The sequence below is a fragment of the Amycolatopsis sp. CA-128772 genome, from assembly GCF_002904295.1.
Classification (GTDB): Bacteria; Actinomycetota; Actinomycetes; order Mycobacteriales; family Pseudonocardiaceae; genus Amycolatopsis.
The window spans coordinates 174,622-200,042 of the sequence record NZ_PPHG01000066.1 but is presented as its reverse complement, the minus strand read 5'-3'; the positions used below and the strand labels follow the sequence as shown (position 1 = coordinate 200,042).

Below are 25,421 nucleotides of genomic sequence, written 5' to 3'. Positions count from 1 at the left end.
AAACGAAAACGCCACCGGGTGGCCCCCGGGCCCCGCGCCACGCGAGACTGAACGGCATGAGTGTCGAGGATCCCTACCTGTGGCTGGAAGACGTGACGGGCGACGACGCGCTGGACTGGGTGCGCGCCCGCAACGACGAGACGCTGGACGAGCTGACGACGGGCGCCCGCTTCGCCGAGCTGCGTGACGAGCTGCGCGAGGTGCTCGACGCCGACGACCGCATCCCGTACGTGCGCCGCCGCGGCGGGTTCTTCTACAACTTCTGGCAGGACGCGAGCCACCCCCGCGGCCTGTGGCGGCGGACGACCCTGGAGTCCTACCGGCAGGCCGAGCCCGAGTGGGAGCTGTTGCTCGACGTCGACGCGCTGGCCGAGGCCGAGGGCGAGAACTGGGTCTGGCAGGGCGCCACCGTGCTGCGCCCGGGCTACCGGCGCGGCCTGGTCGAGCTGTCCCGCGGTGGCGCAGACGCCACCGTGGTCCGCGAGTTCGACCTCGACGCGCACGAGTTCGTCGAGGACGGCTTCACCGTGCCGGAGGCGAAGACGCGGATCGGCTGGATCGACGAAGACCGCGTCTACATCGGAACGGACTTCGGGCCGGGTTCGCTGACCAGCTCCGGCTACCCGCGGCTGGCCAAGGAGTGGCGCCGCGGCACGCCGCTCGCCGAAGCCGTCACGGTCTTCGAGGGCAAGCCGGACGACGTCTCGATCGGCGCGTCCCACGACCCGACCGAAGGCTTCGAGCGCGACTTCGTCAGCCGCGCGATCGACTTCTACCGCTCGGAACTGCACCTGAAGACGCCCGGCGGGCTGGTCAAGATCGACGTCCCGGACGACGCGAGCGCGTCCGTGCACCGCGAATGGCTGCTGGTGCGGCCGCGGACGGCGTGGACCACCGGCGGCACCGAACACCCGGCCGGCTCGCTGATCGCCATCCTCTTCGACGCCTTCATGGCCGGCGACCGCGACTTCACGACGCTGTTCACCCCCGACGAGCACACCTCGCTCGGCTACTGGGCCTGGACGCGCCACCACCTGCTGCTCGGCACCCTGCGTGACGTCCGCACCGAGCTGCGCACGCTGACGCCCGGCCCCGGCGGGTGGACCGACGAGCCGCTCGCCGGCGGCCCCGAATTCGGCAGCGCGGACATCTTCGACACCGATCCCGACGTCAGCGACGAGTACCTGATCGACTCCAGCGGCTTCCTGCAGCCGTCGACGTTGAGCTACGGGCACGTCGGCGAAGAGGTCGAAGTGCTGAAGCAGGCTCCGGCGTTCTTCGACGCTTCGGGCATGAGCGTCGCCCAGTACTTCGCGACGTCGGAGGACGGCACGAAGATCCCGTACTTCGTCGTCCGGCCGTCCGGCGCCGAGGGCGGCCCGACGCTGCTGACCGGCTACGGCGGCTTCGAGATCTCGCTGACGCCGTCCTACAGCGGCATGATCGGCCGCGGGTGGCTGGCCCGCGGCGGCACGTACGTCGTCGCGAACATCCGCGGCGGCGGCGAGTACGGGCCCGGCTGGCACACCCAAGCCATCAAGGCCGAGCGCCACCGCGTGTACGAGGACTTCGCCGCGGTGGCCGCGGACCTGGTTTCCCGGGGCATCACCACGCCGGACCGGCTCGGCATCCAGGGCGGCAGCAACGGCGGCCTGCTGATGGGCGTCATGCTGACGCGCTACCCGGAGCGGTTCGGCGCGATCGTCAGCCAGGTGCCGCTGCTGGACATGCGCCGCTACCACCTCCTGCTGGCCGGGGCGTCCTGGATGGCCGAGTACGGCGACCCCGACGACGCCGCGGAGTGGGACTTCATTTCACGGTACTCGCCGTACCAGAACGTCCACAGTGGACGTGAGTACCCGCCGTCGCTGTTCGTGACCTCGACGCGCGACGACCGCGTGCACCCCGCCCACGCCCGCAAGATGGTGGCGCGGATGAGTGAGCAGGGGCACGACGTCCGGTACCACGAAAACATCGAAGGCGGCCACGGTGCCGCCGCGGACAACGAGCAGCTGGCGTTCAAGTGGGCGCTGGTCTTCGAGTTCCTGTGGGAGCAGCTCACGAAGTGACCCGCGCGAGCACGACGCCGCCGACGATCAGGGCCAGCGCGGCCACCCGGCCGACGCTCAGCGGGTCCTTGGCCACGACGACGCCGAGCACGATCGCGCCGACGGCACCGATCCCGGTGAACACCGCGTAGGCGGTACCCACCGGGACGGTGTCCATCGCGCGCGACAGCAGGTAGACCGCGGCGGCGCCGAGCACGAAGCACAGCAGCGTCGGCCACGGCCGGGTGAAGTTCTCCGTCGGCTTGATGCTCTGCGACCAGGCGATCTCGACGAGCCCGGCGAAGACGAGCGTCACCCAGCCCATCAGATGGCCTTCAGAGCTGCTTCGCGCGACGCTTTTCGTTCGCCGTCGCGCGCAGCGAGGTGCGGGTCCACCAGGGCGTTGGTCAGCTCGGCGTGCACGAACCGCACGTCGTCGACGTCGTAGTGCCCGGCGATGAAGTCCCGCAGGTAGCGCTCGTGGTGGTCGAACGGCGCCCGCGGCGTCCCTTCGGCGTACGTCCCCCCGCGGGCCCCCGCGACGACGAACTTCTTGCCGCGCAGGGACATCTTCGGGAACGTCACCTGGTCGATCCACGCCTTGAGGGCGGCCGGGATCGAGAAGTTGTACATCGGCGCGCCGATCAGCACGACGTCGGCTTCGAGCAGCTCGTCCAGGAGCGGCTCGACGATCGCCCACGCCTTCTTCTGCGCCGGCGTCTCGACGACGCCGGCGTAGTGCGCGGGGTCGGTGATCCCCCTTTCGAGCAGGGCGTCACAGATTTCCGTCCAGGCTTCGCCGATCACCGGGACCGGGTCGGCGGCGAGGTCGCGGTAGGTGCGGGTGCCCGCCCAGCCGGCGGCATACCGGGTGGAGAGCTCGCGGGAGAACGACGAGCGGCGGGCGCTGGAGTCGAGGTGCAGCAGGTGGGGCACGATTCCTCCTCAAGTGGACGCGGTGTCCACTTGACCTCAACTGGACGTCGTGTCCGGTTATTCCCTAGGCTCGTGACATGCCCGAACGCGCCGACGCGGCCCGCAACCGCGCGAAGATCCTCGCGGCGGCCGAAGAGCTGTTCACCGCCCGCGGCGCGGCGGAGGTGACGATGGAGGACATCGCGCGGGCGGCCGGCGTCGGCCGCGGCACGCTGTACCGCCGCTACCCGGACCGCGCAGCGATCGCCGTCGCCCTGCTGGACGAGCACGAGCGCCGGCTGCAGGAGGTGCTCCTGCGCGGCGACCCGCCGCTCGGCCCCGGCGCACCGCCGGCCGAGCGCCTGGCCGCGTTCTACGCGGCGATGGTGGAACTGCTGGAGCGGCACGCGCCCCTGGTGCTGGGCGCGGAGGTCGGCCATTCGCGCTTCACGACCGGCGCGTACGGGTTCTGGCGGACGCACGTCCGGGTGCTGGCGGAGGCGGCCGGTGCGCCCGACCCCGACGTCCTGGCCGACGTGCTGCTGGCCCCGCTGGCGCCGGAGCTGTTCCTGCACCAGACGTCCCGCGGGGTGCCGCCGTCGCGGATCGCGGCGGCGTTGCGGGAACTGGCGTCGCGGCTGCTGTAGCTCGGCTGTGGTGACTCAGCCGCCGTAGACGGCGACGATCGGATCCGGGTCGAAGCGCAGCCGGCTGCGGCCGAAGGCGTGCAGGAGGTTGTCCCGGAACCGGCCGAAGGTCAGCGGGGCCCGGACCGAGTCGAGCATCTCGCGGATCTCGGGCCGGGTGAGTGCCCGCTGTGCGGCCGCGATCGACTCCGACCAGACGAGTTCGTGCCCGGCGGCCGAGAGCTGCGTCGCCGTGCCGGCCCCGGCGTCGGCGATGACCCAGGCGACCGAGAGCTCCTTCTGGTGGCCCGCCGGGCGACCGGGAATCACGTCGCTGTGCGCGGCGAGCGGGCTCGCCAGCCCGAGGTCGTCGATCACGGTCTCGGTGCGCGGCAGCAGGAGCCCGGGGAAGCCGAGCGCGCCGGGCGTGTCGATCACCGTGCGGGTTCCCGGGTAGACGACCCACACGAAGTTGACCTTCACGGCGACGACCGGGCCGGTGTGCCCGGCCCTGGCCGCAGCCAGGTCCGGGAGGTACCCGATCAGGCCCGCGGCGTCGTCGGCGGTGATCGGGTGCTCGTTGTGCGTGGAGTCGACCCAGAACACGCGGGCGTCGCTGATGCCGTACGCGCCGATCTCGTGCTGCTCGGCGGAGACCGGCCGCAGGCCGACGGCACTGGTGACCGTCCAGGCGACGACGGCCAGCACGAGCGGCGCGGTCCACCGGGTCAGCGGGACGACCATGACGGGCAGGAGCAGGCAGGTGAGGACCGGCAGCAGCATCCGGGCGTGCATGTAGTCCCCGCCGACCCGGGTGACGTACAGCCCGAGCACCAGCCCGGCGACGACCGGGGCCAGCACGACCACGAGCTTCGTCCGGTCCCGCAGCACCAGCACGCCGGCGGCGAGCAGGAGCACCACCGGGACCAGCAGCCAGTACGCGCCGAAGAACTCGACGAGGTAGAACCACCCGCGGTCCCAGCGGGCCTGGGTCGCCTCCTTGGCGAGGGCGGTGTTGGGCGTGATCAGCCCGTAGTAGCCCATCCGGAACACCTGGTAGGCCACGGGCAGCAGGCCGGCGAGCGCGAGCCACCCGGCGCCGCGGCGCCACCCGGGCGCCGCGACGACCACCAGGGCCAGGAACGTGACGGCGGAGACGAGCGCGAATTCGGGCCGCACCAGCGGGCCGCAGCCGATCAGGAGGAGGGTCGGCCAGACCCGGACCGCGCCCACGGTGGCGTGCCGGACCAGCTGCCACCACAAGAGCGACAGCCAGAGCGTGACGAGGCCGGTCTCCAGGCCCGAGGTGGCGTAGTCCCAGAAGGGCGGCAGCCCGAGCACGACGAGCCCGCCGGCCGGCACGGCCACCCGGCCCGGGAACAGCCGCCGCGCGCCGTCGAGCCCGAAGAAGAGTCCCGCGACGGCGAACAGGAGCCCGAGCACGACGGTCACCCACTCCAGCCGCAGCCACGGCTGCAGCCCGCCGAGCGCGACGACGTAGGTCCAGAGCGTGCTGGTGTTGGCTTCGACGCGTTCACCGGCGTTGAACACCGGCCCGTTCCCGTCGAGCAGGTTCTGCACGGTGCGGAGCACGATGAGGCCGTCGTCGCAGACCCAGCGGCGTTGCCACGCGAGAACGGCGAAAATCGCGACGACGACGCCGATCAGCCACCGGTTTCCCCGGCTCTGACGGGCGGGCCTGGCCGTTTCCGGAACGGTTTCGTCGACGACGAGCGAGGTCATCGTGAGTTTCTCCCCGGTTCCACACGAGAGTGCGCAGCACGGGGAATCGCCGTTCAACCCCCCGGCGAGCACGATAGCCCGGAGGGGGGAAGCGGAGATGGGCGGGGCCAAGCTTCACGATGATTCGTGGTCTGCTTGGGTTTTTGAAACGGAAAGCGCGGTCTTGCACGGTTCCGATGCGGTTTTCGCAACGCAACCGGCCGGGGTGCGCGCACCCCGGCCGGTGCTGCCTCAGCTACAACCCGATGTCGCGCCGCAGCCTTCGCAGGCGTAGCACGAGCCGGCCGGGCGCATCTTCGTTCCGCAGGTCATGCACAGGGGGGCGTCCGCCGCCTTGCCGAGGCGGAGCTCCATCAGCTCCGTCGTCGTCTGGGCTTCGCGGTGGGGGTGGGGCGGCTCCTCCGCGTGCGGCTCCGGGGAGGCATCCACTGTGGACTGCAAAGCCTCCAGGTCGACGCCCGGGTTGCCGTACGTCGCCTCGACTTCGGCCGAACGCTCGTCCGCCGACAGGATGCCCAGCTGGGAGCGCTTCTCGTACGGCAGGTAGTCCAGGGCCAGGCGGCGGAACAGGTAGTCCATCACGCTCGTCGCGATGCGGATGTCCGGGTCGTCGGTCATGCCCGCCGGCTCGAAGCGCAGGTTGCTGAACTTCGAGACGTAGAACTCGAGCGGGATGCCGTGCTGGAGGCCGACCGAGATCGACATCGAGAACGCGTCCATCACGCCCGCCAGGGTCGAGCCCTGCTTGCCGAGCTTGACGAAGATTTCGCCGAGGCCGTCGTCCGGGTACGAGCCCGCCGTCAGGTAGCCCTCCGCGCCGCCGACGGTGAACGACACCGTCTGGCTCGGGCGCTTCTTCGGCAGGCGCTTGCGGACCGGGCGGTACTCGACGACCTTCTCCGGCTCGGCGGCGGCGGCCTCCGAGGGCTTCTTCGCCGTCGACAGCGGCTGGCCGACCTTGCAGTTGTCGCGGTAGATGGCCAGCGCCTTGAGGCCCAGCTTCCAGCCCTGGAAGTAGATCTCCTCGACCTCTTCGACCGTCGCCGACTCCGGCATGTTGACCGTCTTCGAGATGGCGCCGGACAGGAACGGCTGCACCGCGGCCATCATCCGGACGTGCCCCATCGGCGCGATCGAGCGCTCGCCGACCGCGCAGTCGAACACTTCGTAGTGCTCCGGGCGCAGCCCCGGCGCGTCGACGACGTGGCCGTGCTGCGCCACGTACTCGACGATCGCCTCGACCTGCTCGTCCAGGTAGCCCAGCGCGGTCAACGCGCGCGGCACCGTCTGGTTGACGATCTGCATCGAGCCGCCGCCGACCAGCTTCTTGAACTTGACCAGCGAGAAGTCCGGCTCGATGCCGGTCGTGTCGCAGTCCATCATGAAGCCGATGGTGCCGGTGGGCGCGAGCACCGAGGCCTGCGCGTTGCGCCAGCCGTGCTTCGTGCCGATGTCGATGCCCTTCTTCCACTCCTCGGTCGCCAGCGCGCGGACGGCGGCGTCGTTCGAGTGGTAGGTGCGGACGAGCTCGTTCGCCGCCGCGTGCTTGCGCATGACGCGCTGGTGCGACTCGGCGTTGCGGGCGTAGCCCTCGTACGCGCCGACGGCCCGGGCCAGCTCGGCTGACCGCCGGTAGGACACGCCGGTCATCAGCGACGTGATCGCCGCGGCGAGCGCGCGGCCGCCGTCGGAGTCGTACGCGTGGCCCAGCGCCATCAGCAGCGCGCCGAGGTTCGCGTACCCGATGCCGAGCTGGCGGAACCGGCGCGTGGTGTCGGCGATCGGCTCGGTCGGGAAGTCCGCGAAGCAGATCGAAACGTCCATCGCCGTGATGACGAACTCGACGGCGCGGGCGAACAGCGGCGCGTCGAACGTGCCCTCGGGCGTGACGAACTTCAGCAGGTTCAGCGACGCCAGGTTGCAGCTGGAGTTGTCGAGGTGCATGTACTCGCTGCACGGGTTCGACGCGGTGATCCGGCCCGACTCGGGGCAGGTGTGCCAGTCGTTGATCGTGCCGTCGTACTGGATGCCGGGGTCGGCGCACTCCCACGCGGCCTGCGCGACGCTGCGGAACAGCTTCTTCGCGTCGGTCCGGTCGATGACCTCGCCGGTGAGCCGGGCGCGCAGGCCGAAGTCGCCGCCGCTTTCGACCGCCTGCATGAACTCGTCGGACACGCGGACCGAGTTGTTCGCGTTCTGGTACTGCACCGACGAGATGTCCGCGCCGGAGAGGTCCATGTCGAACCCGGCGTCGCGGAGAACCTTGATCTTCTCCTCTTCGCGCGCCTTCGTCTGGACGAACTCCTCGATGTCCGGGTGGTCGATGTCGAGCACGACCATCTTCGCCGCCCGCCGGGTCGCGCCGCCGGACTTGATGGTGCCCGCCGATGCGTCCGCGCCGCGCATGAACGAGACCGGGCCGGAGGCGGTGCCGCCGGAGGTGAGCAGTTCCTTGGAGGAGCGGATGCGGGAGAGGTTCAGGCCGGCGCCGGAGCCGCCCTTGAAGATGAGGCCCTCCTCGCGGTACCAGTTGAGGATCGACTCCATCGTGTCGTCCACGGCGAGGATGAAGCAGTTGTGAACCCGGAGATTCCCGGACAGGTATTCCCCGGATTCGGTCTGGATGTCGTAGACCGGCATCTCGCCACGACTTTCGATGGAGGCGATCTCCAGCCGCTTCCTCTCGTGGGCGGGAAGGCCCGGCTTTTCGAAGGACGCCTCCAGCTTCGCGGTTTTCACCGGATCGATGAACCCGATCTCGTCCGCGAAGATCCGGCGATCTCCGGCGTTCCGGATCCGGATGCCCCAGAGGTCGTGCCGATCAGGCCGGCTCTCCTTCTCCCGGACCACCCGGGCGAAGATGCCGAACCGGGCCAGGAGCTGCTGGACCCCGCGGATCAGGTCCTCGCTGATCATGTCCACGGCGACCGAGGTGGACCGTTCGCGCGCGGAGACGTAGCCCTCCGCCTGGAAGATGCTCCGCAGATAAGCGGCCACAACCGGCAACGGCGCCGTGTACAGGTACTCCGGCACCACCATGTCGGTGCCGCGAGCACGCAGACCCCAGGTCTCGGCGAAGTCTTCGAGAACGTTGCCGTAGAGCCGGGTTCGGCGGCAGTCGAGCGTCTCGTCCTGGGTTTCGACGGCGCGTTCGTGTCGGTGGACATCCGGGAAGACGCGATCAAGCGCGTCCCGCACCCAGGACAGTTCGGCGTCGTTCACCGTCATGGCTTCGACGGTGAGGGAACGGTTCGTCCCCTGGTACTGGCCGACGAAGCCGTCCGATTGCAACCAACCCGCGAGCGCGGCCTCGGCGATGTGGGTTCCGCTGATCTCGTCCTCGCCGAACGCGCTACGGCGGTGCCATTCGAGCTGGTCACCCACGCGCAGCTCGCCGGCGGGCACGAACTTCCCGCCGGTCGAGCTCGCCCGCCACACCAGATGGTCGGCCGTGACGTCGAGGACGTGACCCGACTTCGTGCTGATGCGCAGGACTTCCTTGATGCCGTTCGCCTTGGTGGCGACGACCTTGGTCAGCCCGTGCGCGTCGTACACCTTGGCGCCCACGGCGCCCAGCTCGACGAAACGGCCGATCGGCACGGCGCCCCCGGGGGTGCTCACCAGGGCGTCGTACGGCTGGCAGGCGCTGACCTGCTGCTTCGACGGCGTGCCGACGTTGAACCAGACCGGGGAGTTGAAGCTGAAGACCTGGTGCAGCAGCATCCAGGTGAGTTCGTGCTCGAAGATTTCGAGGTCCTGCGACGAGGCGAAGTAGCCGTGGTCGCGCGCGCCCTTGACGTAGGTCTTCACGACGCGGTCGATGAGCTGCTTGAGGCTGCGCTCGCGCTGCGGGCTGCCGACGGCGCCGCGGAAGTACTTGCTGGTGACGATGTTGGTGGCGTTGACCGACCAGAAATCGGGGAATTCCACGCCGCGCTGCTCGAAGTTGACCGAGCCGTCACGCCAGTTCGTCATGACGACGTCCCGCTGCTCCCAGGTGACCTGGTCGTACGGGTGCTGCCCCTCGGTCGTGAAGACGCGCTTCACGGTGAGCCCGCCCGCGGCCTTGCTCTTCTTGCCGGCGGCCGCGCCGGCTCCCGTGTCCACGGTTTCGGTCATCGGTTGAACCCTCACTCCCGCAGCGGGACGGCTCAGTCGCCGTCTTCGCGCTGATCGCTCTCCTCCTGGGCAGCAGCACCCGCCATGGCCTCACGCAGGTCGGCGATCTCCTTCTCGAAGTCTTCGACCGACGAGAACGAGCGGTAGACGCTGGCGAACCGGAGGTAGGCGACCCCGTCGAGCTCACGCAGCGGGCCCAGGATGGCCAGGCCGACCTCGTGGCTCGGGATCTCCGCCAGGCCGGCGGAGCGGATCGACTCCTCCACGCGCTGCGCGAGCTGCTGCAGCGCGTCGTCGTCGACCGGCCTGCCCTGGCAGGCGCGGCGGACGCCGCTCACCACCTTGTCCCGGCTGAACTGTTCGGTGACCCCGGACCGCTTGACGACGGCGAGCACCATCGTCTCCGAAGTCGTGAACCGCCGTCCGCACGACGCGCACGAGCGCCGCCTGCGGATCGCCTGGCCTTCATCCACCTCTCGGGAATCGACGACCCGAGAGTCCGCATGCCGGCAGAACGGGCACCGCATCCGCCGATCACCTTCCCCTCCAAGTCGGCCGCCCCGGTCGACGCCCCGCGGCCACCATGCACCCCTGCACCTGGTGATCGTTCTGTGGACATCCGGTGGGTAAACGCCGACCAGCTGTGGACAACTGCTGCCGAGTCTACCCCAACCTGTGGACCAACTACAGCGGTGTAACTACTACATATAGCGGGCGAGCGTAGAACCCGGCGACAGCGTGCGCAAGCCGACGCGCATCCCCCGCGAAGGTTGCCCGGCGGGTCCGCGGCCGATCAGGGAGCGGGAACGAGAGCGGGATCGGCGACCGGCACCGTGAGCGGGAGCCCGGGCACCAGGACGGCCTGGTCCAGGCGATTGAGCTCCCTGATCCGGGCGACAACCGCGCCGGGTTCACTGCCTGGCGCGAATCGGGCGGCCAGCGAAGAAAGCGTGTCGCCCTGCTCGACGGAGACCGTGGCGGTCGTCTGCGGCACCGGAGCGCCCGACCCACCGCCGGAAAACAGGCCCAATCCGGTGATCATCAGGCAGCTCCCGACGGCGAGCGCGGCGAGCCACGGCCACCGGACCCCCACCCGCCGGGGCGCCGCGCAGGGCGAGCCCGCCGGATGACGGCCGGCGACGACCCGGGCGCGCGTCGGCGGGCGCCGCACTTCGCCGCGGAGCCCGCGCAGCACGCGCACGGGACGAAGCGGCGCCGGGACCGGGGTCGCCGGGCGAGCGTGCCCGCGTTCGGCCAGAATGGACATCCGAACCTCCTCGAAACCCTGGTGTCCGCCCGATTCGCGAACCGCGAGCGGCCCGTGGATCAAGGTCGAACAGGCGTTCTATCGAACGCCCGTGCGAAGGTCTACCACCTGCCACCGACAAAATCGAGCGGACACGGCGTGTCGATCGAACAGATGTTTGAAATCGCCGTGCCCGGGGGCTAACGTCGGTGACCAGGGCATCTGCCGGGCAGATGCCGCCGGCGAGGCTGCCCGCACCCCCGCGGGCGGCGGCCGGCGCGCAGATACGTGCAGCGAACGTCTGGGAGGCGACGCAGTGGCGAAGGAGAACAAGGCGGGCAGGACCAGTGGGTCCCCCGGTGGCTCGGGCAAGGTGCACGCCATGCCCGAGGTGTACGACGTGGACGAGACCCTCACCGTCCGCCAGCAGCAGGTGCTCGACGTGATCCGCTCGTGGGTGAGCCGGTTCGGCTACCCGCCGAGCGTCCGGGAGATCGGCGAGGCGGTCGGGCTGACGTCGACGTCGTCGGTTTCGCACCAGCTGCGCGCGCTGCAGCGCAAGGGCTACCTGCGGCGGGACGCGAACCGCCCGCGCGCGGTCGGCGTCCTCTCGGCGACCGACGACAACCCCATGGGCATCGAGATGGACCAGCAGCCGGTCATGCCGAAGGCGGCGTACGTGCCGCTGGTCGGCCGGATTGCCGCCGGTGGCCCGGTGCTGGCCGAGCAGGCCATCGAGGACGTCTTCCCGCTGCCGCGGGAGATCGTCGGCGAGGGCGAGCTGTTCCTGCTGAAGGTCACCGGTGACTCGATGGTCGACGCGGCCATCACCGACGGCGACTGGGTGGTGGTCCGCCAGCAGCCGGACGCGGACAACGGCGAGATCGTCGCGGCGATGATCGACGGCGAGGCCACGGTCAAGACGTTCAAGCGCAAGGGCGGCCACATCTGGCTGATGCCGCACAACGAGGCGTACGAGCCGATCCCCGGCGACGACGCCACGGTGCTCGGCAAGGTGGTCGCTGTCCTGCGCCGCCTTTAGGAAGTTGCTTCCGGGCTATCGCACGGCCCGGGAAGGATTTCACCGGATCGGATGATCTTCGGCCGTGGGGAGCCGGAGGTCAGCGGCGGGCTCGGCGACGCAGCTTGCTGAAGCCGAACCAGCCGAGACCGACCACCGCGAGCGTGATCCCGGCGGCGGGCAGGAGGGGGAGCCCGGCCCCGTCCCCTGCCGAGCCGGATGACGTGCTCGTGCCGGTCGTCCCCTCCGCCGGTGCGCCGGACTGCGCGGCCAGTGCCGCCGCGCCCCGCACCGTGCGGAGGGGCTGGCCGACGCCTTCGCTGCCCGAGATCAGCGTCCCGTCGGGGTCGAACGCGATCGCCTCGCCCTGCTTCTCCCCCGGCAACGGGATCCGGACCGGCTGGTGCTGCAACGCCTTCAGGACATCGCCGTCCGGAGCCGCGTACACGTACGCGTCCGTGTAGGTCCGCAACGCCACCACCGTGCCGTCCGCCGAGGACGCGCCGCCAGTCACCAGGACCGAGCCGATCGAACCGACCGGGCCGCCCTGGGTGTCCGTCGTGGCGATCTTGACCGTGCCGACCTTCTCCAGGTTGGTCGGGCCCGGGCTCGCCAAGGGTCCCGCCGGCCGGTACACGCGGGCCTCGCCGAGGACGTCCTTGGTGATCAGGTACGGCGTGCCCGCCTTGTCCATGATCAGCGCTTCGGTGTCGTGCTGGCCGTCCGGGTACGTCAGGCGGTGCAGCGTGACCTTGCCCTGCGGGCTCAGCTCCAGCAGCGCGACCGTCAGGCGGCCCTTCTTGTTGTCACCCGTGTCGGACAGCCACAGGGTTCCGTCCGGCGTGCGGGCCAGGTCCTCGACGTCGAACGGGTCGGTCTTGTCCGTGAGGACCTTCTGCACCTTGCAGTCGCGCCCCAGCACGAACACCTGGACCTTGCTGCCGCCGTCGTTGATCGCCCACAACTGCTTGCCGTCGGAGACCAGGCCGGACAGCTCGCCGATCCGGGAGTCCTTCATCGTGCACATCGGTTCCGGAGCCGCCGGAGCCGCGGAAGCCGGGACAGGCCCGCTCAGCAGACCCAGCGAAACTGCCGCAAGAGCGACGACCCAGCGCACCCAGCCCACCTCCGTAGTGTGCGACCACTTCAGCCGCACACTACGGAGACGTGTCAGGCCCCGGTCGAGTTGGTCTCGTACTCGCGCAAAGCCGCCGCGAGGTCCGGGCGGACCCGCACCAGCAGGCGCGTGCCCTCTTCGGCGTGCTCCTCTTCGAGAACCTCGCCGTCCGCGTGCGCCCGCGCGACCAGCTCGCCGCGCGCGTACGGCACCAGCACGTCGACCGTGACCTCCGGGCGCGGCAGGCGCTCGGCGATCACCTCGACGAGCTCCGCGATGCCCGCCCCGGTCCGGGCCGAAACCTGGACCGAACCGGCCAGCGCGTGCCGCAACCGGGCCAGGCTGACCTCGTCGGACGCGTCGGTCTTGTTGATCACCAGCAGCTCCGGCGGGAGCGGCTCCTTGCGCTTGCGGGTGATCTCGCCGAGCACCTCGCGCACGGCGCTGACCTGCTCTTCGGGCGCCGGGTCGGACCCGTCCACCACGTGCACGAGCAGGTCCGCGTCGGCGGCTTCCTCCAGCGTCGAGCGGAACGCGTCCACCAGCTGGTGCGGCAGGTGCCGCACGAACCCGACGGTGTCGGTCAGCGTGTAGCCGCGGCCGTCCGGTGTCTGCGCGCGCCGTGTGGTCGGGTCGAGCGTGGCGAACAGCGCGTCCTCCACCAGTACCCCGGCCCCGGTCAGCGCGTTGAGCAGGCTCGACTTGCCGGCGTTGGTGTAGCCGACGATCGCCACGCTGGGCACCTCGTTGGCCAGCCGCCGCCCGCGCTTGGTTTCGCGGATGGTGTCCATGGCCGCGATCTCCCGGCGCAGCTTCGCCACGCGCTTGTTGATCCGCCGCCGGTCCGTCTCGAGCTTGGTCTCACCGGGACCGCGCAGGCCCACGCCGCCGTTCGCGCCGCCGGCGCGGCCACCGGCCTGCCGGGACAGCGACGCACCCCACCCGCGCAGCCGCGGGATCAGGTACTGCAGCTGGGCCAGCTCGACCTGCGCCTTGCCCTCCTTGGACCGGGCGTGCTGGGCGAAGATGTCGAGGATCAGCGCGGTCCGGTCGATCACCTTGACCTTGACCTTCTCCTCGAGCTGCCGCAGCTGGCCCGGCGAGAGCTCGCCGTCGCAGATCACGGTGTCGGCGCCGGTGGAGCCGACGATGTCCCGCAGCTCCCGAACCTTGCCCGAACCGATGTAGGTGGCCGGGTCCGGCTTGGTCCGCCGCTGGATGAGGCCTTCGAGGACCTCCGAGCCCGCCGTCTCGGCCAGGCGCGCCAGCTCGGCCAGCGACGCTTCGGACTGCAGGGCCGTGCCCTCGGTCCACACGCCGACCAGCACGACGCGCTCGAGCCGCAGTTGCCGGTACTCGACCTCGGTGACGTCGTCCAGCTCCGTGGACAGTCCCCTGACCCGGCGCAGCGACGCCCGATCCTCGAGCTCCATTTCGCCTGTCGACGGGTCGCCGTCGTACAGGTCGTCGTCGTGGTCTTCGGTGTGTGTCAGTTCTGTCATCGTGCCTCCATGTTCCCACGATTCGCCGCGGGAACCGAACTTTTACGTGCTGGGATAGGTGGCGAGGTAGACCGCGGTGCGCTCGGCGCCGGGACGGCGGGGGCGCGCGCGGAACTCCTCGAGCAGGGCGTTGAGCCGCGTTTCCAGCTCCGCCCGCTCCTCGGGGGCCACCTGGACGACCAGGCGCGACTGGTGCACGCCCTCGAATCCGGTCTCGGCGATCTCGGCCAGATAGGCCTCGAGTACCGCCTGTTCCACGCCCTTGTCACCGCATGAGTCGAGTGTCCACGAAAGCCCCGTCGAAAGATACGGAATTTCGCGGGCGCCCCGGGTACCGCGGCGCGGGGGCTGCGCGGCGAGGAAGCCGGTGTCGACGAGCTTGCGCACGTGATGCAGCGTGGTCGCGGGGTCCCGGCCCAGCCTTTCGGCCAGCTCCTTGTTCGTCAGCGCCTCCGAGAAGGTCAACCGGATGATGCGCAGCCGTATTCCGGAGGCCAGCGCGGCCGCCTCGGCTTCGGTCGCGGCACGTCGTTTCGCAGGGAGCACGCGGGACAGCTTAGAGCGAACAGTGATTGACAGTTTCCAATCACTCGCGCCACACTCGGGAGCCATGCACAGGGGGTCACTCTTCCGCCACGCCGACTTCAGAAGGCTTTGGGCCGGCGACACGGCGAGCCAGTTCGGCACGACCGTCGGGTACACCGCCATCCCGCTGCTCGCCGCGGTGACCCTCGCCGCGACGCCGTTCGAGATGGGGCTGCTGACGGCGGCCCAGACGCTCGCGTTCCTGCTGATCGGCCTGCCCGCCGGGGTGTGGGTGGACCGGTTGCGGCGCCGCCGGGTCATGCTCACCGCCGACTTCGTCCGCTTCGCGCTCCTGCTGAGCGTGCCACTCGCCTGGTGGGCAGGGGTGCTGACGCTCGCCCAGCTGCTGGTGGTCGTGCTGCTCGTGGGCGTGGCGACGGTGTTCTTCGACGTCGCCTACCAGTCGTACCTCCCCTCGCTCGTCGGCCGGGAGCGCCTGCTGGAGGGCAACGCCAAGCTGCAGGCCGTCCAGTCGGTCGCGGGGGTCGCCGGGCCGAGCGGCGCGGGCGTCCTGGTCCAGCTGGTGAGCGCGGCGAACACCGTGCTGGTCACCGCGCTGGGCTACCTGGCGTCGGCGCTGTGCCTGCTGCGGATCCGCGCCGTCGAACCCGAGCCGGAACGGACCGGGCACACGCGGCTGCTGCCGCAGATCGCCGAAGGTCTGCGGTTCGTCTTCTCCGACAAGCCGTTGCGCGCGAGCGTGGCCTGCACGGCGACCGGCAACCTCTTCAACGGCGCCTTCACCGCGGTCGAGGTGCTGTTCCTGACCCGCACCGTCGGGCTACCGCCCTCGGCGGTCGGCGTGCTGCTGGCCACCGGCAGCGCCGGCGGGATCCTCGGCGCGATCTGCTCCGGGGCGATCACGCGGCGGATCGGCCACGCTCGGTCGATCTGGCTGGTTCCGCTGCTGACCTGGCCGGCGCACCTGCTGGTCCCGCTCGCCGAGCCGGGCTGGCGGCTCGGACTGGCTGGGTTCGGGCTGGTGGTCGCCGGGTTCGGCATCATCGTCTACAACGTCGCCTCCGTGTCCTACCGGCAGGCGATCTGCCCGGACCGGCTGCTCGGCCGGATGAACGCGAGCGCGCGGTTCGTGGTGTGGGGCACGATCCCGATCGGCGGGCTGCTGGGCGGCGCGCTCGGCGAAGGGCTCGGGCTGCGCGGCGCGATGTGGGTGGCGGTGGCCGGGGAAGCCGCCGCCGTGCTGTGGGTGGTCTGCTCGCCGCTGCGGCACATGCGCGACCTGCCGACCGAAGCGAAAAGCGATTCCGCCGCCGCCTAGAGTTGATTCATGAATACTCCATACGAGCGCCCGCGAGTCCCGGACAAGGTCGGTGTCGACGGTCTGGAGGCCAAGTGGGTACCCGTATGGGAATCCACCGGCGCCTACCGCTTCGACCGCAGCAAGACCCGGGCCGAGGTCTATTCGATCGACACCCCGCCGCCGACGGTCAGCGGGTCGCTGCACATCGGGCACGTCTTCTCCTACACCCACACCGACGTCCTCGCGCGGTTCAAGCGGATGCGCGGGCTTGAGGTCTTCTACCCGATGGGCTGGGACGACAACGGCCTGCCGACCGAACGCCGGGTGCAGAACCACTTCGGCGTCCGCTGCGAGCCGTCGCTGCCGTACGACCCGGAGTTCCGGCCGCCGGAGAAGCCGGGCAAGGACGTCGTCGCGATCTCGCGGCGCAACTTCGTCGAGCTGTGCGAAACGCTGACCGAGACCGACGAGCAGGTCTTCGAGCAGCTGTGGCGGCAGCTCGGCCTCTCGGTCGACTGGACGATGACCTACCAGACGATCGGGCACGACTCGCGGCTGATCTCGCAGCGCGCGTTCCTGCGCAACCTCGAGCGCGGCGAGGCGTACCAGGCCGAGGCGCCGACGCTGTGGGACGTGTCGTTCCGGACCGCCGTCGCCCAGGCCGAGCTGGAGGACCGCGAACGCTCCGGCGCGTTCCACGACCTGGCGTTCACCGGGCCGGACGGCGCCGACGTCGTGATCGCGACGACCCGGCCGGAACTGCTGCCCGCCTGCGTCGCCCTGGTGGCGCACCCCGATGACGAACGCTTCAAGCCGCTGTTCGGGAAGTCCGTGCGGTCGCCGGTGTTCGGCGTCGAGGTGCCCGTGGTGGCGCACCGCCTGGCGGATCCCGGAAAGGGCCGCGGCATCGCGATGGTGTGCACTTTCGGCGACACCACCGACGTCACGTGGTGGCGCGAGCTGCGGCTCGCGACCCGGGTGGTGCTGGGCCGCGACGGCCGGTTCCTGCCCGAGGCGCCGTCCGGGGTGTCTTTCGACGCCTACGCGCCGCTGGTCGGCAAAACCGTCCACACGGGACGCGAGATCATGGTGCGGCTGTTGCGCGAAGCCGGGGCCCTGCGCGGCGAGCCGCGGCCGATCACGCACGCGGTGAAGTTCTACGAAAAGGGCGACAAGCCGCTGGAAATCGTCGCCAGCCGGCAGTGGTACCTCCGCAACGGCGGCACCGACCCGGCGTTCCGCGAGAAGATGCTCGCCCGCGGCGAAGAGCTGAACTGGGTGCCGAAGCACATGAAGGTGCGCTACTCGTCGTGGGTGGAGAACCTCGCCGGCGACTGGCTGGTGAGCCGCCAGCGGTTCTTCGGCGTGCCGATCCCGCTGTGGTACCGGCTCGACGCCCAAGGCGAGCCGGACTACGACGCCCGCTTGCTGCCGGAGACCCTGCCGGTGGACCCGAGCAGCGACGTCCCGCCCGGGCACACCGAGGAGCAGCGTGGCGTGCCGGGCGGCTTCGCGGCCGACCCCGACGTGATGGACACCTGGGCGACGTCGTCCCTGACGCCGCAGATCGTCGGCCGGTGGAGCGTCGACGACGACCTGTTCGCGCGCGTGTTCCCGATGGACCTGCGGCCGCAGGCGCACGAGATCATCCGCACCTGGCTGTTCTCGACGGCGGTGCGCGCGGAGCTGGAGCACGGCGTGCTGCCGTGGCGGGAGACGTCGATCGCGGGCTGGGTGCTCGACCCGGACCGCAAGAAGATGTCGAAGTCCAAGGGCAACGTGACGACCCCGGTGGACATGCTGGAGCGGCACGGTCCGGACGCGGTCCGCTACTGGGCGGCCAGCGCCCGGCCGGGCGTCGACACGGCGGTCGACGAGGGCCAGATGAAGGTCGGCCGCCGGCTGGCGACGAAGCTGCTCAACGCGAGCCGGTTCGTCCTCGGCCTCGGCGTGCCGTCGCCTTCGGCGGTCGCCACCGAGCCGCTGGACCGCGCGTTGCTGGCGGCGCTGGCCGTCGTCGTCGAGCAGGCGACGGCGGCCCTGGAGGACCTGGACTACGCGCGGGCCCTGCAGGTGACCGAGACGTTCTTCTGGACGTTCTGCGACGACTACGTGGAGCTGGTCAAGGGTCGGGCGTACGGCGACCGGGGTGCCGGCGCGGCCGAGTCCGCGCGGGCGGCCTTGGTGACGGCGTTGTCGGCGTTGCTGCGGCTGTTCGCGCCCTTCCTGCCGTTCGCGGCCGAAGAGGTCTGGTCGTGGTGGCAGCCGGGCTCGGTGCACCGGGCGGCGTGGCCCGCACCGGAAACCGGCGACGGCGAGCGCGCGCTGCTGCCGCTGGCGAGCCAGGTGATCGCGGCGGTGCGCCGGGCGAAGACGGACGCGAAGGTGTCGATGCGCACGGCGGTGGAGGCGCTGACGGTGACCGGCCCACCGGAGGTGCTGGCGCGGTTCGCGCGGATCGAGCCGGACATCCGCACGGCGGGGACCATTGTGGACGTCACCACCGGCGAAGGCGAATTCTCCGTCGAAGCGACGATCGGTGCACCGTCCTGACGCATCCGGATTCCCAACCGGAAAGAAATTCATTCACGGTCAAAAAAGAATCTTGGCCGTGAATGTATCAGGGCGGTCCCGGCGGGCGTCTTCACCTTCGATCGTCGCGCGACGATCGATCGGAGGTGCCTCATGCCCACAGTGGACGAACTCGTCGCCATCAAGGAGCGAGTCGAACAGGAACTGCTCGGCCGGCCCGGTGTGACCGGGGTCGACGTCGGCTACAAGGAGGTCGGCGGGGAACGCACGGACCAGGTCGCCATCCGGGTGCACGTCGCCCGGAAAACCGACGACGTCCCGCACGAAGAACGCATTCCGGAACAGATCGACGGCGCCGTCACCGACGTCGTCGAACGCCGGTACGAACTGCACGTTGCCACCCTGGAACTCGACGTTTCCGCGCAGGCGGACACCACGCACTACGCCACGCTCCAGGGCGGCATCAGCATGGGCCCGAGCCGCGTGATCGACAACCACATCTTCGCCGGCACGCTCGGCGCGATCGTCGTCGACAACGCGACCCACGCCCGCGCCGCGCTGACCAACTTCCACGTGGCGGCCGTCGATTCCGGCTGGCACACCGGTGACCGGATGGTGCAGCCGAGCCGGATCGACACCGGTGTCGTGCCCGGCGACGAGTTCGGCGCCATCCTGCGGGCCACCCTGTCCGGCAACGTCGACGGCGCCGTCATCTCCATCGACGCCGGAAAGGCCACCTCGTGCACGGTGGCCGGAATCGGCGACGTCAGGGGCAGCAAGGCCGCCGCGCTGGGCATGGCGGTCCGCAAGCGCGGCCGCACCACCGGCCTGTCCTACGGCACCGTCGACGGGATCGCGGCCACCGTCAACGTCGACTACGGCGACGGGCTCGGCGTGCACACCCTGGCCAACCAGGTCAGCATCGCCGCCGACACCGCGCACAACGCGATCTTCTCCGACCACGGCGACTCCGGCTCGGTGATCGTCGACTCCGGCGGGTACGTCGTCGGCCTGCTCTTCGCGGGCGCCGGGGCGAGCACGGTCGCCAACCCGATCAGCGCGGTGCTGTCCGAGCTGAACGTCTCCCTGTGCGTCGGCAAGTCGATCATCAAGGACATCAAGGACGGCCGCAAGGACTTCCTCAAGGACAAGGACTTCCGCAAGGAGATCCAGAAGGAGCTGCGCAAGGAGCTCCAGAAGGAACTCGCGCTCGACAAGCGGGTCAAGGACATCCGGGACGTCTTCAAGGACCGCGAGCACGGCCCCGGCCCGGACCCCGACCCGGGTCCGCTCGGCCCGGGCGGCGGGCCGGGCCTCGAACAGCGGCTGCGGGCGGTCGAGGACCAGCTGAGCCGGCTCGGCGGGTTCGTCGGCCCGGAACTGCGTCCCGACCTGGTCGCGCCGCTCACCGGGCAGGAGCCGCTGACCGACGCCGAGACCGGGCAGCTGCGGGCGGAGCTGGAGCAGCAGGTCGCCGACGCCGTCGCCGCCAAGGCGGAATTCGACGCGCCGCCGGCGTGAGGACCAGGAGGCGCCACCGTGCTGCTCGTCCTCTGTTCGCTCGACGACACCGACGGCCAGTGGTTCGCCCGCCGGGCCACCCGGGCCGGCCGGGCGTGCGTCGCGGTGACGACCGAACGCCTGTCGTTCGCCCGCCGGCACGACCACCGGGTCGGCCCGGCGGGCGACGTCCGCACCACCATCGAGCTCGCGGACGGCGCCGTGCTCGACGGCGAAGCCCTGACCGGCGTGCTGAACCGGATCCGGGTGCCGCCCGCGCTCGCCTGGCACCGGGCCGAGCCCGCCGAGCGCGACTACGCCTCGGCCGAGCTGTTCGCCTACACGCTGTCCTGGCTCGCCGGCCTGCGCTGCCCGGTCCGCAACACGCCGACCCCGCAGTGCCTCGCCGGTCCGGCGCCGGACCCGGTGCAGGCCTGGGCGGCCGCGCACGCCGCCGGGCTGCGCTGCGCCCCGATCCGGCTCGGCACCGGCACGCCGTGGCCGCCCGGGGACGCCGCGCTCGCCGGGGCACGGGCCGCCGTGGCGGGGCCGGTCCGGCCGCGGCAGGTGCGCTGCCTCGACCAGGAGGTGCTCGACCGGGACGTGCCGGCCGCCACGGCGGCCGGCGTGCGCCGGCTGACGAAGCTGCTCGGCGCCGAAACGGCGTTGCTCGGCATCGACTTCCTGGTCGGCGACGCGGACTGGTGGTTCGCCGGCCTCACCGCGGTGCCCGCCCTCCGCCCCGGCGGCGACCTGCTGGTCGGCCGGCTCCTCGACGCCTTGGAGACACCATGACGGTGCTGCTGTGGGGGCTGCCCGACGAGCCCCCGGTCGACCTGGTCGCCACCGAGCTGCGGGCCCGGGACGCCGACGTCGTCCTGGTCGACTCCCGGGCCGCCGCCCGCGACACGATCGACCTCCGGCTCGACACGGGGGCCGGCGTCGGCGGCGTGCTCCGCACCCACGACCGGACGGTCGAGCTCGCCCGGGTCACCGGGGTCTACGTGCGGCCGGTCGAGCCCGAGCTCTTTCCCGGGCTCGAGCCGGCCGACCTCGCCCGCGCCCGGCGCTTCTGCGACGCGCTGACCAGCTTCACCGAGCTGACCGGGAGCTCGGGGCAGTGCCGGGTGGCGAACCGCCTCCTCGCGATGGGCTCCAACGTCTCCAAGCCGTACCAGGCCCAGCTCATCACCCGGCACGGCTTCGGCACGCCGTCGACGCTGGTCTCCAGCGACCCGGCGGAGGTGCTCGCGTTCGCCGGGCGGCACGGCCCGCTCGTGTACAAGTCGATCAGCGGCGTCCGGTCGATCGTCACCGCGTTCGACCCGGCCGCCGACGCCGGGCGGCTGGCGCGGGTGCGCTGGTGCCCGGTCCAGTTCCAGGAGCAGCTCGACGGCCCGGACGTCCGCGTGCACGTCGTCGGCGACCGGGTCTTCGCGACCGAGATCACCACGACGGCCGTCGATTACCGGTACGCGCGGCAAAGCGGGACCACGGCCACGCTGCGCGTCCACGACCTCGACCCGGACGTCGCGGCCCGGTGCGTCGCGCTGGCTGCGGCGCTCCGGCTGCCGTTCGCGGGGATCGACCTGAAGCTGGTCCCGGACGGCCGGGTCGTGTGCTTCGAGGTGAACCCGTCCCCCGGGTTCACCTACTTCGAGCACGGGACGGGGCAGCCGATCGCCGCCGCGCTGGCGGCGTGGCTCACCGGGTCATGACCTGGCGGCGGCCCACCACGTGCCGTCGATTTCGCCGCGCGCCACGATCTCGGCCGGGCCCGACAGCGTCGACGCGCCGCGGGACACCGTCACCTCGACGCGGCCGCCCGGGATGTCCACGGTGGACGCTCCGGTGTCGGTGCCCGCCAGGTGGAAGGCGGCCGCCACCGCGGCGACCGTGCCGGTGCCGCACGCCCGCGTCTCCCCCACCCCGCGTTCGTGCACGCGCATCCGCAGCGCGCCCTCGCCGAGGCGGTTGACGAACTCGAGGTTCACCCCGTGCGGGAAGACGTCGTGGTCGAAGTCGGGCTGGTCGCGCAGGTCCAGGTCCGCGACGTCGTCGTCGAGCAGGGACACCAGGTGCGGGTTGCCGACGTCGACGGCCACGCCGGAGAACGGGCGGCCGGCCACCACCGTGACCGAGGTGCCGGTGATCGTCGCCGGTCCCATGTGGACGGTCACCGAGCGGTCCGGGTGCACCACCACCGGGCGATCCCCCGCCCGGGTGCCGATGACGAACTCGCCCTCGGCGGCCAGACCGGCGTCGACCAGGTACCGGGCGAAGACGCGCACACCGTTGCCGCACATCTCCGCGATCGACCCGTCGGCGTTGCGGTAGTCCATGAACCACTCGCCCGCGGAAGGCAGGTCGAGCGCGGCGGCGCGGCCGACGCGCAGCACGCCGTCGGCCCCGAGGCCGCGCCGGCGGTCGCACAACGCGGCGACCCTGGCCGCGGTCAGCTCGAGGCGGCCCGCCGGATCGGGGAGCAGCACGAAGTCGTTCTGCGTGCCGTGCCCCTTGAGGAACTCGATTCCGCCCATGGGGGCAAGATTACCCGCCGAGGGTATCCAGGACGCGCGCGGCCAGCTCCGGATCGGCGCCGTCGAACCAGTGGATCCGCTGGTCGCGCCGGAACCAGGAGCGTTGCCGCCGGACGAAGCGCCGCGTCGCCTGCGCCGTCGCCGCGGCGGCCGCTTCGAAGTCCCCTTCGCCGGCCAGTTCGGCGAGCACCTGCTGGTAGCCGAGCGCCCGCGCCGCGGTCTTCCCCTCGCGCAGGCCCCGCTTCTCCAGCTCGCGCACCTCGTCGACCAGCCCGGCGGCGAACATCCGCCGGACGCGCTCGTCGACGCGCTCGTCGAGCTCCGCCGGGTCCCGGTCGACGCCGATCAGCACGGTGCCGTGGCGGGCGGGCCCGGGCCGGGGCAGGTTCGCCGAGAACGGCTCGCCGGTAATCTCGATGACCTCGAGGGCGCGCACGATCCGCCGGGTGTTGGTCGGCAGGATCGCGGCCGCCGCCACCGGATCGCGGTCACCCAGCCGGGTGTACAACGCGGCCGTGCCGAGCTCCGCCGCCTCCGCGTCCAGCCGGGCGCGGATCGCCGGGTCGGTGCCCGGGAACCGCAGGTCGTCGAGCACCGCCTGGACGTACAGGCCGGACCCGCCGGCCAGCACCGGCACCCGGCCCGCGGCGCGGAGCCGGTCGATTTCGGCCCGTGCTTCGCGCTGGTAGACGGCGACGGACGCGGTTTCGGTCACGTCCAGCACGTCGAGCAGGTGGTGCGGGACGCCGCGGCGTTCGGCCTCGGTGGCCTTGGCGGTGCCGATGTCCATGCCCCGGTAGAGCTGCATCGCGTCGGCGTTGACGACCTCGCCGCCGAGCTCGCGGGCCAGGTCCACGGCCAGCGCGGTCTTGCCGGTGGCGGTCGGGCCGACCACCGCGACGGGGCTGTTCACGGCGGTCGACGATACCGGCGGGCCGACACGGAGCGTCCACCGGAAGTAGGATCACGAGCTTCGGGTGGCTCATCCAGTACCACGGTGCGCGCTGAGCTGCTTGAATGCCGCGTGGGGCCGTAGCATCCGAGCACGGCCCGTGACGACCGCATTACCCGGCCCCGCTCCACGGCGGGGCGCCCGCGCGAGCGGGCGTACAGGCGATAAGGAGCCTGCGATGGCCCAGGAGAACACTTCCACCGGTACCCCGGCCCCGCACCCGGTGCCGCACGCGCTGCACGCCGGGCACGCCGCCCCGCCCGTGCCGCCCGCCGAGCCCACCCCCGCGACCTGGGGCCGGATCGACGACGAGGGCACCGTCTACGTCATCACCGCCGAAGGTGAGCGCGCGGTCGGCGTCTGGCAGGCCGGCAGCCCCGACGAGGGCCTGGTGCACTACGCCCGCCGCTTCGACGACGTGCGCACCGAGGTCGAGCTGCTGGAGACCCGGCTGATCTCCGGCGCCGGCGACCCGAAGCACGCGTTGTCGAGCGCCACCCAGATCCGCGACGGCCTGCCCGAGTCGGCGCTGGTCGGCGACCTGGCCGCCCTCGCCGCGCGGCTGGAGTACGTCATCGGGCACGCGGAGAAGGCCCTGGCCAGCGCGAAGGCCGAGCGCGAGGAGGCCCGCGCCGCGGCGATCGCCCGCAAGCAGGAGCTGGCGGAGGAGGCGGAGAAGATCGCGGCCGAGTCCACCCAGTGGAAGGCAGCGGGCGACCGGCTGCGCACGATCCTCGACGAGTGGAAGACGGTCAAGGGCGTCGACCGCAAGACCGACGACGAGCTGTGGAAGCGGTTCTCGAAGGCCCGCGAAGCGTTCAACCGCCGCCGCGGATCGCACTTCGCCGAGCTCGACAAGCAGCGCGCCTCGGCCAAGCAGCGCAAGGAGGAGCTGATCGCCGAGGCCGAGGCGATCAGCGAGTCCGAGGACTGGGGCGAGACGGCGGGCCGCTATAAGGACCTGATGACGGAGTGGAAGGCGGCGGGCCGCGCGCCGAAGGACAGCGACGAGGCGCTGTGGCAGCGCTTCCGCGCGGCGCAGGACAAGTTCTTCGCCCGCCGCTCGGCGGTGTTCTCCGAGCGCGACGCGGAGTTCGGCGCGAACGCGGCCCGCAAGGAAGAGCTCCTGATCGAGGCCGAGAAGATCGACGCGGCGGCGAACCTGGAGGCGGCGAAGAGCGCCCTGCGCCGGATCCAGGAGCAGTGGGACGAGATCGGCAAGGTCCCCCGCGAGCGCATCCGCGAGCTGGACGGCCGACTGAAGGCGGTCCAGGACGCGGTCAAGACGGCGGAGGATTCCCGGTGGCGCCGGACGGACCCGGAGGCCCAGGCCCGGGCGGCCCAGTTCCGCGAGCGGGTGGCGCAGTTCGAGTCCCAGGCGGAGAAGGCGCGCGCGGCCGGGGACGAACGGCGGGCGAAGAAGGCCGATGAGCAGGCTGCTCAGTGGCGTGAGTGGCTGCAGGCTGCTGAGGCTGCTGTGGCGGATCGCTGAGTTTTCCCGAAGGCCCCTCTTGCCGGCTGTTTTGGCTGGTGAGGGGGGCTTTTTGGGTTGTCCACAGGGGGTTCGGGTTGTGGACAGGGAGGGTGGTCGGGGGCGGTTTCGGGGGCTTTTGTCAGAGGCCGCCGATAGGCTGGAAGCGGGGGAGCCCCCAGGGAGGGTGGGCTCTGCTGCGGCGGCTCTGCTGCGGCGGCTCTGCTGCGGCGGCTCTGCTGC

General features: G+C 71.3%; 20 protein-coding genes. 9 read left to right on the top strand and 11 right to left on the bottom strand.

The features are described 5' to 3' along the window. Window positions 1–47 precede the first annotated feature (47 nt). Window positions 48–2,069, top strand: coding sequence for a prolyl oligopeptidase family protein (locus C2L59_RS22980; protein WP_370444766.1), 2,022 nt, complete (start codon window positions 48–50; stop codon window positions 2,067–2,069). Here C2L59_RS22980 and C2L59_RS22975 read toward each other — a convergent pair. Together C2L59_RS22975 and C2L59_RS22970 are read right to left on the bottom strand one after the other, a co-directional pair. Further along, window positions 2,059–2,373, bottom strand: coding sequence for a multidrug efflux SMR transporter (locus C2L59_RS22975; RefSeq protein ID WP_103351571.1), 315 nt, complete (start codon window positions 2,371–2,373; stop codon window positions 2,059–2,061). The two genes, C2L59_RS22980 and C2L59_RS22975, sit on opposite strands and share 11 nt — an antisense overlap. After that, window positions 2,373–2,984: an FMN-dependent NADH-azoreductase gene (locus C2L59_RS22970; RefSeq protein ID WP_199199205.1), complete on the bottom strand. Its 612-nt coding sequence runs from the start codon at window positions 2,982–2,984 to the stop codon at window positions 2,373–2,375. The genes C2L59_RS22975 and C2L59_RS22970 overlap by 1 nt, the downstream gene beginning before the upstream one ends. Window positions 2,985–3,061: 77 nt before the next feature. On the opposite strand from C2L59_RS22970, the gene C2L59_RS22965 reads away from it, so the two are divergent. Then, on the top strand, window positions 3,062–3,610 hold the full coding sequence (locus tag C2L59_RS22965) for a TetR/AcrR family transcriptional regulator (RefSeq protein ID WP_103351570.1): 549 nt from the start codon (window positions 3,062–3,064) through the stop codon (window positions 3,608–3,610). A gap of 15 nt (window positions 3,611–3,625) precedes the next feature. Here the strand turns inward: C2L59_RS22965 and C2L59_RS22960 are convergent, their stop codons facing one another. From C2L59_RS22960 to C2L59_RS22945, 4 genes are all read right to left on the bottom strand, one after another. Further along, entirely contained in the window at window positions 3,626–5,332 is a 1,707-nt protein-coding gene (locus C2L59_RS22960) for a hypothetical protein (protein WP_233223640.1), read from the bottom strand. A gap of 231 nt (window positions 5,333–5,563) precedes the next feature. Then, the gene (locus C2L59_RS22955; protein ID WP_103351569.1) at window positions 5,564–9,451 is read right to left on the bottom strand and encodes a vitamin B12-dependent ribonucleotide reductase; all 3,888 of its coding nucleotides are present in this window, start codon (window positions 9,449–9,451) and stop codon (window positions 5,564–5,566) included. A gap of 32 nt (window positions 9,452–9,483) precedes the next feature. After that, on the bottom strand, window positions 9,484–9,978 hold the full coding sequence (gene nrdR / locus C2L59_RS22950) for a transcriptional regulator NrdR (RefSeq protein ID WP_103351568.1): 495 nt from the start codon (window positions 9,976–9,978) through the stop codon (window positions 9,484–9,486). Between the two features lie 266 nt (window positions 9,979–10,244). Continuing rightward, on the bottom strand, window positions 10,245–10,718 hold the full coding sequence (locus C2L59_RS22945) for a LysM peptidoglycan-binding domain-containing protein (protein WP_103351567.1): 474 nt from the start codon (window positions 10,716–10,718) through the stop codon (window positions 10,245–10,247). A 361-nt stretch (window positions 10,719–11,079) separates the two neighbouring features. Between C2L59_RS22945 and lexA the strand changes: the two genes are divergently transcribed. After that, window positions 11,080–11,739 (top strand): transcriptional repressor LexA, encoded by a 660-nt coding sequence (gene lexA, locus C2L59_RS22940; protein ID WP_051736098.1) that lies wholly within the window; start codon window positions 11,080–11,082, stop codon window positions 11,737–11,739. Window positions 11,740–11,818: 79 nt separating this feature from the next. Here the strand turns inward: lexA and C2L59_RS22935 are convergent, their stop codons facing one another. Genes C2L59_RS22935 through C2L59_RS22925 form a run of 3 tightly spaced genes read right to left on the bottom strand, consistent with a single transcriptional unit; the run spans window position 11,819 to window position 14,883 of the window. Further along, entirely contained in the window at window positions 11,819–12,835 is a 1,017-nt protein-coding gene (locus C2L59_RS22935) for an esterase-like activity of phytase family protein (protein WP_103351593.1), read from the bottom strand. Between the two features lie 53 nt (window positions 12,836–12,888). After that, window positions 12,889–14,337, bottom strand: coding sequence for a GTPase HflX (hflX, locus tag C2L59_RS22930; protein WP_103351566.1), 1,449 nt, complete (start codon window positions 14,335–14,337; stop codon window positions 12,889–12,891). A gap of 42 nt (window positions 14,338–14,379) precedes the next feature. Then, window positions 14,380–14,883 carry a transcriptional regulator gene (locus C2L59_RS22925; protein ID WP_103351565.1) on the bottom strand — a complete coding sequence of 168 codons (504 nt, stop codon included), beginning with the start codon at window positions 14,881–14,883 and terminating at the stop codon, window positions 14,380–14,382. 64 nt (window positions 14,884–14,947) lie between these two features. On the opposite strand from C2L59_RS22925, the gene C2L59_RS22920 reads away from it, so the two are divergent. The 5 genes from C2L59_RS22920 to C2L59_RS22900 all read left to right on the top strand — a co-directional run bounded on the left by C2L59_RS22920 (window position 14,948) and on the right by C2L59_RS22900 (window position 21,933). Continuing rightward, entirely contained in the window at window positions 14,948–16,201 is a 1,254-nt protein-coding gene (locus C2L59_RS22920; protein WP_103351564.1) for an MFS transporter, read from the top strand. A 9-nt stretch (window positions 16,202–16,210) separates the two neighbouring features. Continuing rightward, the gene (gene valS / locus C2L59_RS22915) at window positions 16,211–18,736 is read left to right on the top strand and encodes a valine--tRNA ligase (RefSeq protein ID WP_103351563.1); all 2,526 of its coding nucleotides are present in this window, start codon (window positions 16,211–16,213) and stop codon (window positions 18,734–18,736) included. Between the two features lie 132 nt (window positions 18,737–18,868). Beyond that, window positions 18,869–20,236 (top strand): hypothetical protein, encoded by a 1,368-nt coding sequence (locus tag C2L59_RS22910; RefSeq protein WP_146060422.1) that lies wholly within the window; start codon window positions 18,869–18,871, stop codon window positions 20,234–20,236. Window positions 20,237–20,254: 18 nt separating this feature from the next. Continuing rightward, entirely contained in the window at window positions 20,255–21,010 is a 756-nt protein-coding gene (locus C2L59_RS22905) for a hypothetical protein (RefSeq protein WP_103351561.1), read from the top strand. Then, the gene (locus C2L59_RS22900; protein WP_103351560.1) at window positions 21,007–21,933 is read left to right on the top strand and encodes a RimK family alpha-L-glutamate ligase; all 927 of its coding nucleotides are present in this window, start codon (window positions 21,007–21,009) and stop codon (window positions 21,931–21,933) included. Before C2L59_RS22905 ends, C2L59_RS22900 begins: the two co-directional genes overlap by 4 nt. Here the strand turns inward: C2L59_RS22900 and dapF are convergent. Together dapF and miaA are read right to left on the bottom strand one after the other, a co-directional pair. After that, a complete protein-coding gene (dapF, locus tag C2L59_RS22895; protein WP_103351559.1) occupies window positions 21,928–22,755 on the bottom strand; it encodes a diaminopimelate epimerase in 828 nt (275 codons plus the stop codon). The genes C2L59_RS22900 and dapF overlap by 6 nt on opposite strands. A gap of 10 nt (window positions 22,756–22,765) precedes the next feature. Continuing rightward, the gene (gene miaA / locus C2L59_RS22890) at window positions 22,766–23,668 is read right to left on the bottom strand and encodes a tRNA (adenosine(37)-N6)-dimethylallyltransferase MiaA (protein ID WP_103351558.1); all 903 of its coding nucleotides are present in this window, start codon (window positions 23,666–23,668) and stop codon (window positions 22,766–22,768) included. A gap of 217 nt (window positions 23,669–23,885) precedes the next feature. Here miaA and C2L59_RS22885 point away from each other — a divergent pair, with 217 nt between their 5' ends. Further along, on the top strand, window positions 23,886–25,199 hold the full coding sequence (locus tag C2L59_RS22885; protein WP_103351557.1) for a DUF349 domain-containing protein: 1,314 nt from the start codon (window positions 23,886–23,888) through the stop codon (window positions 25,197–25,199). Window positions 25,200–25,421: the final 222 nt, after the last annotated feature.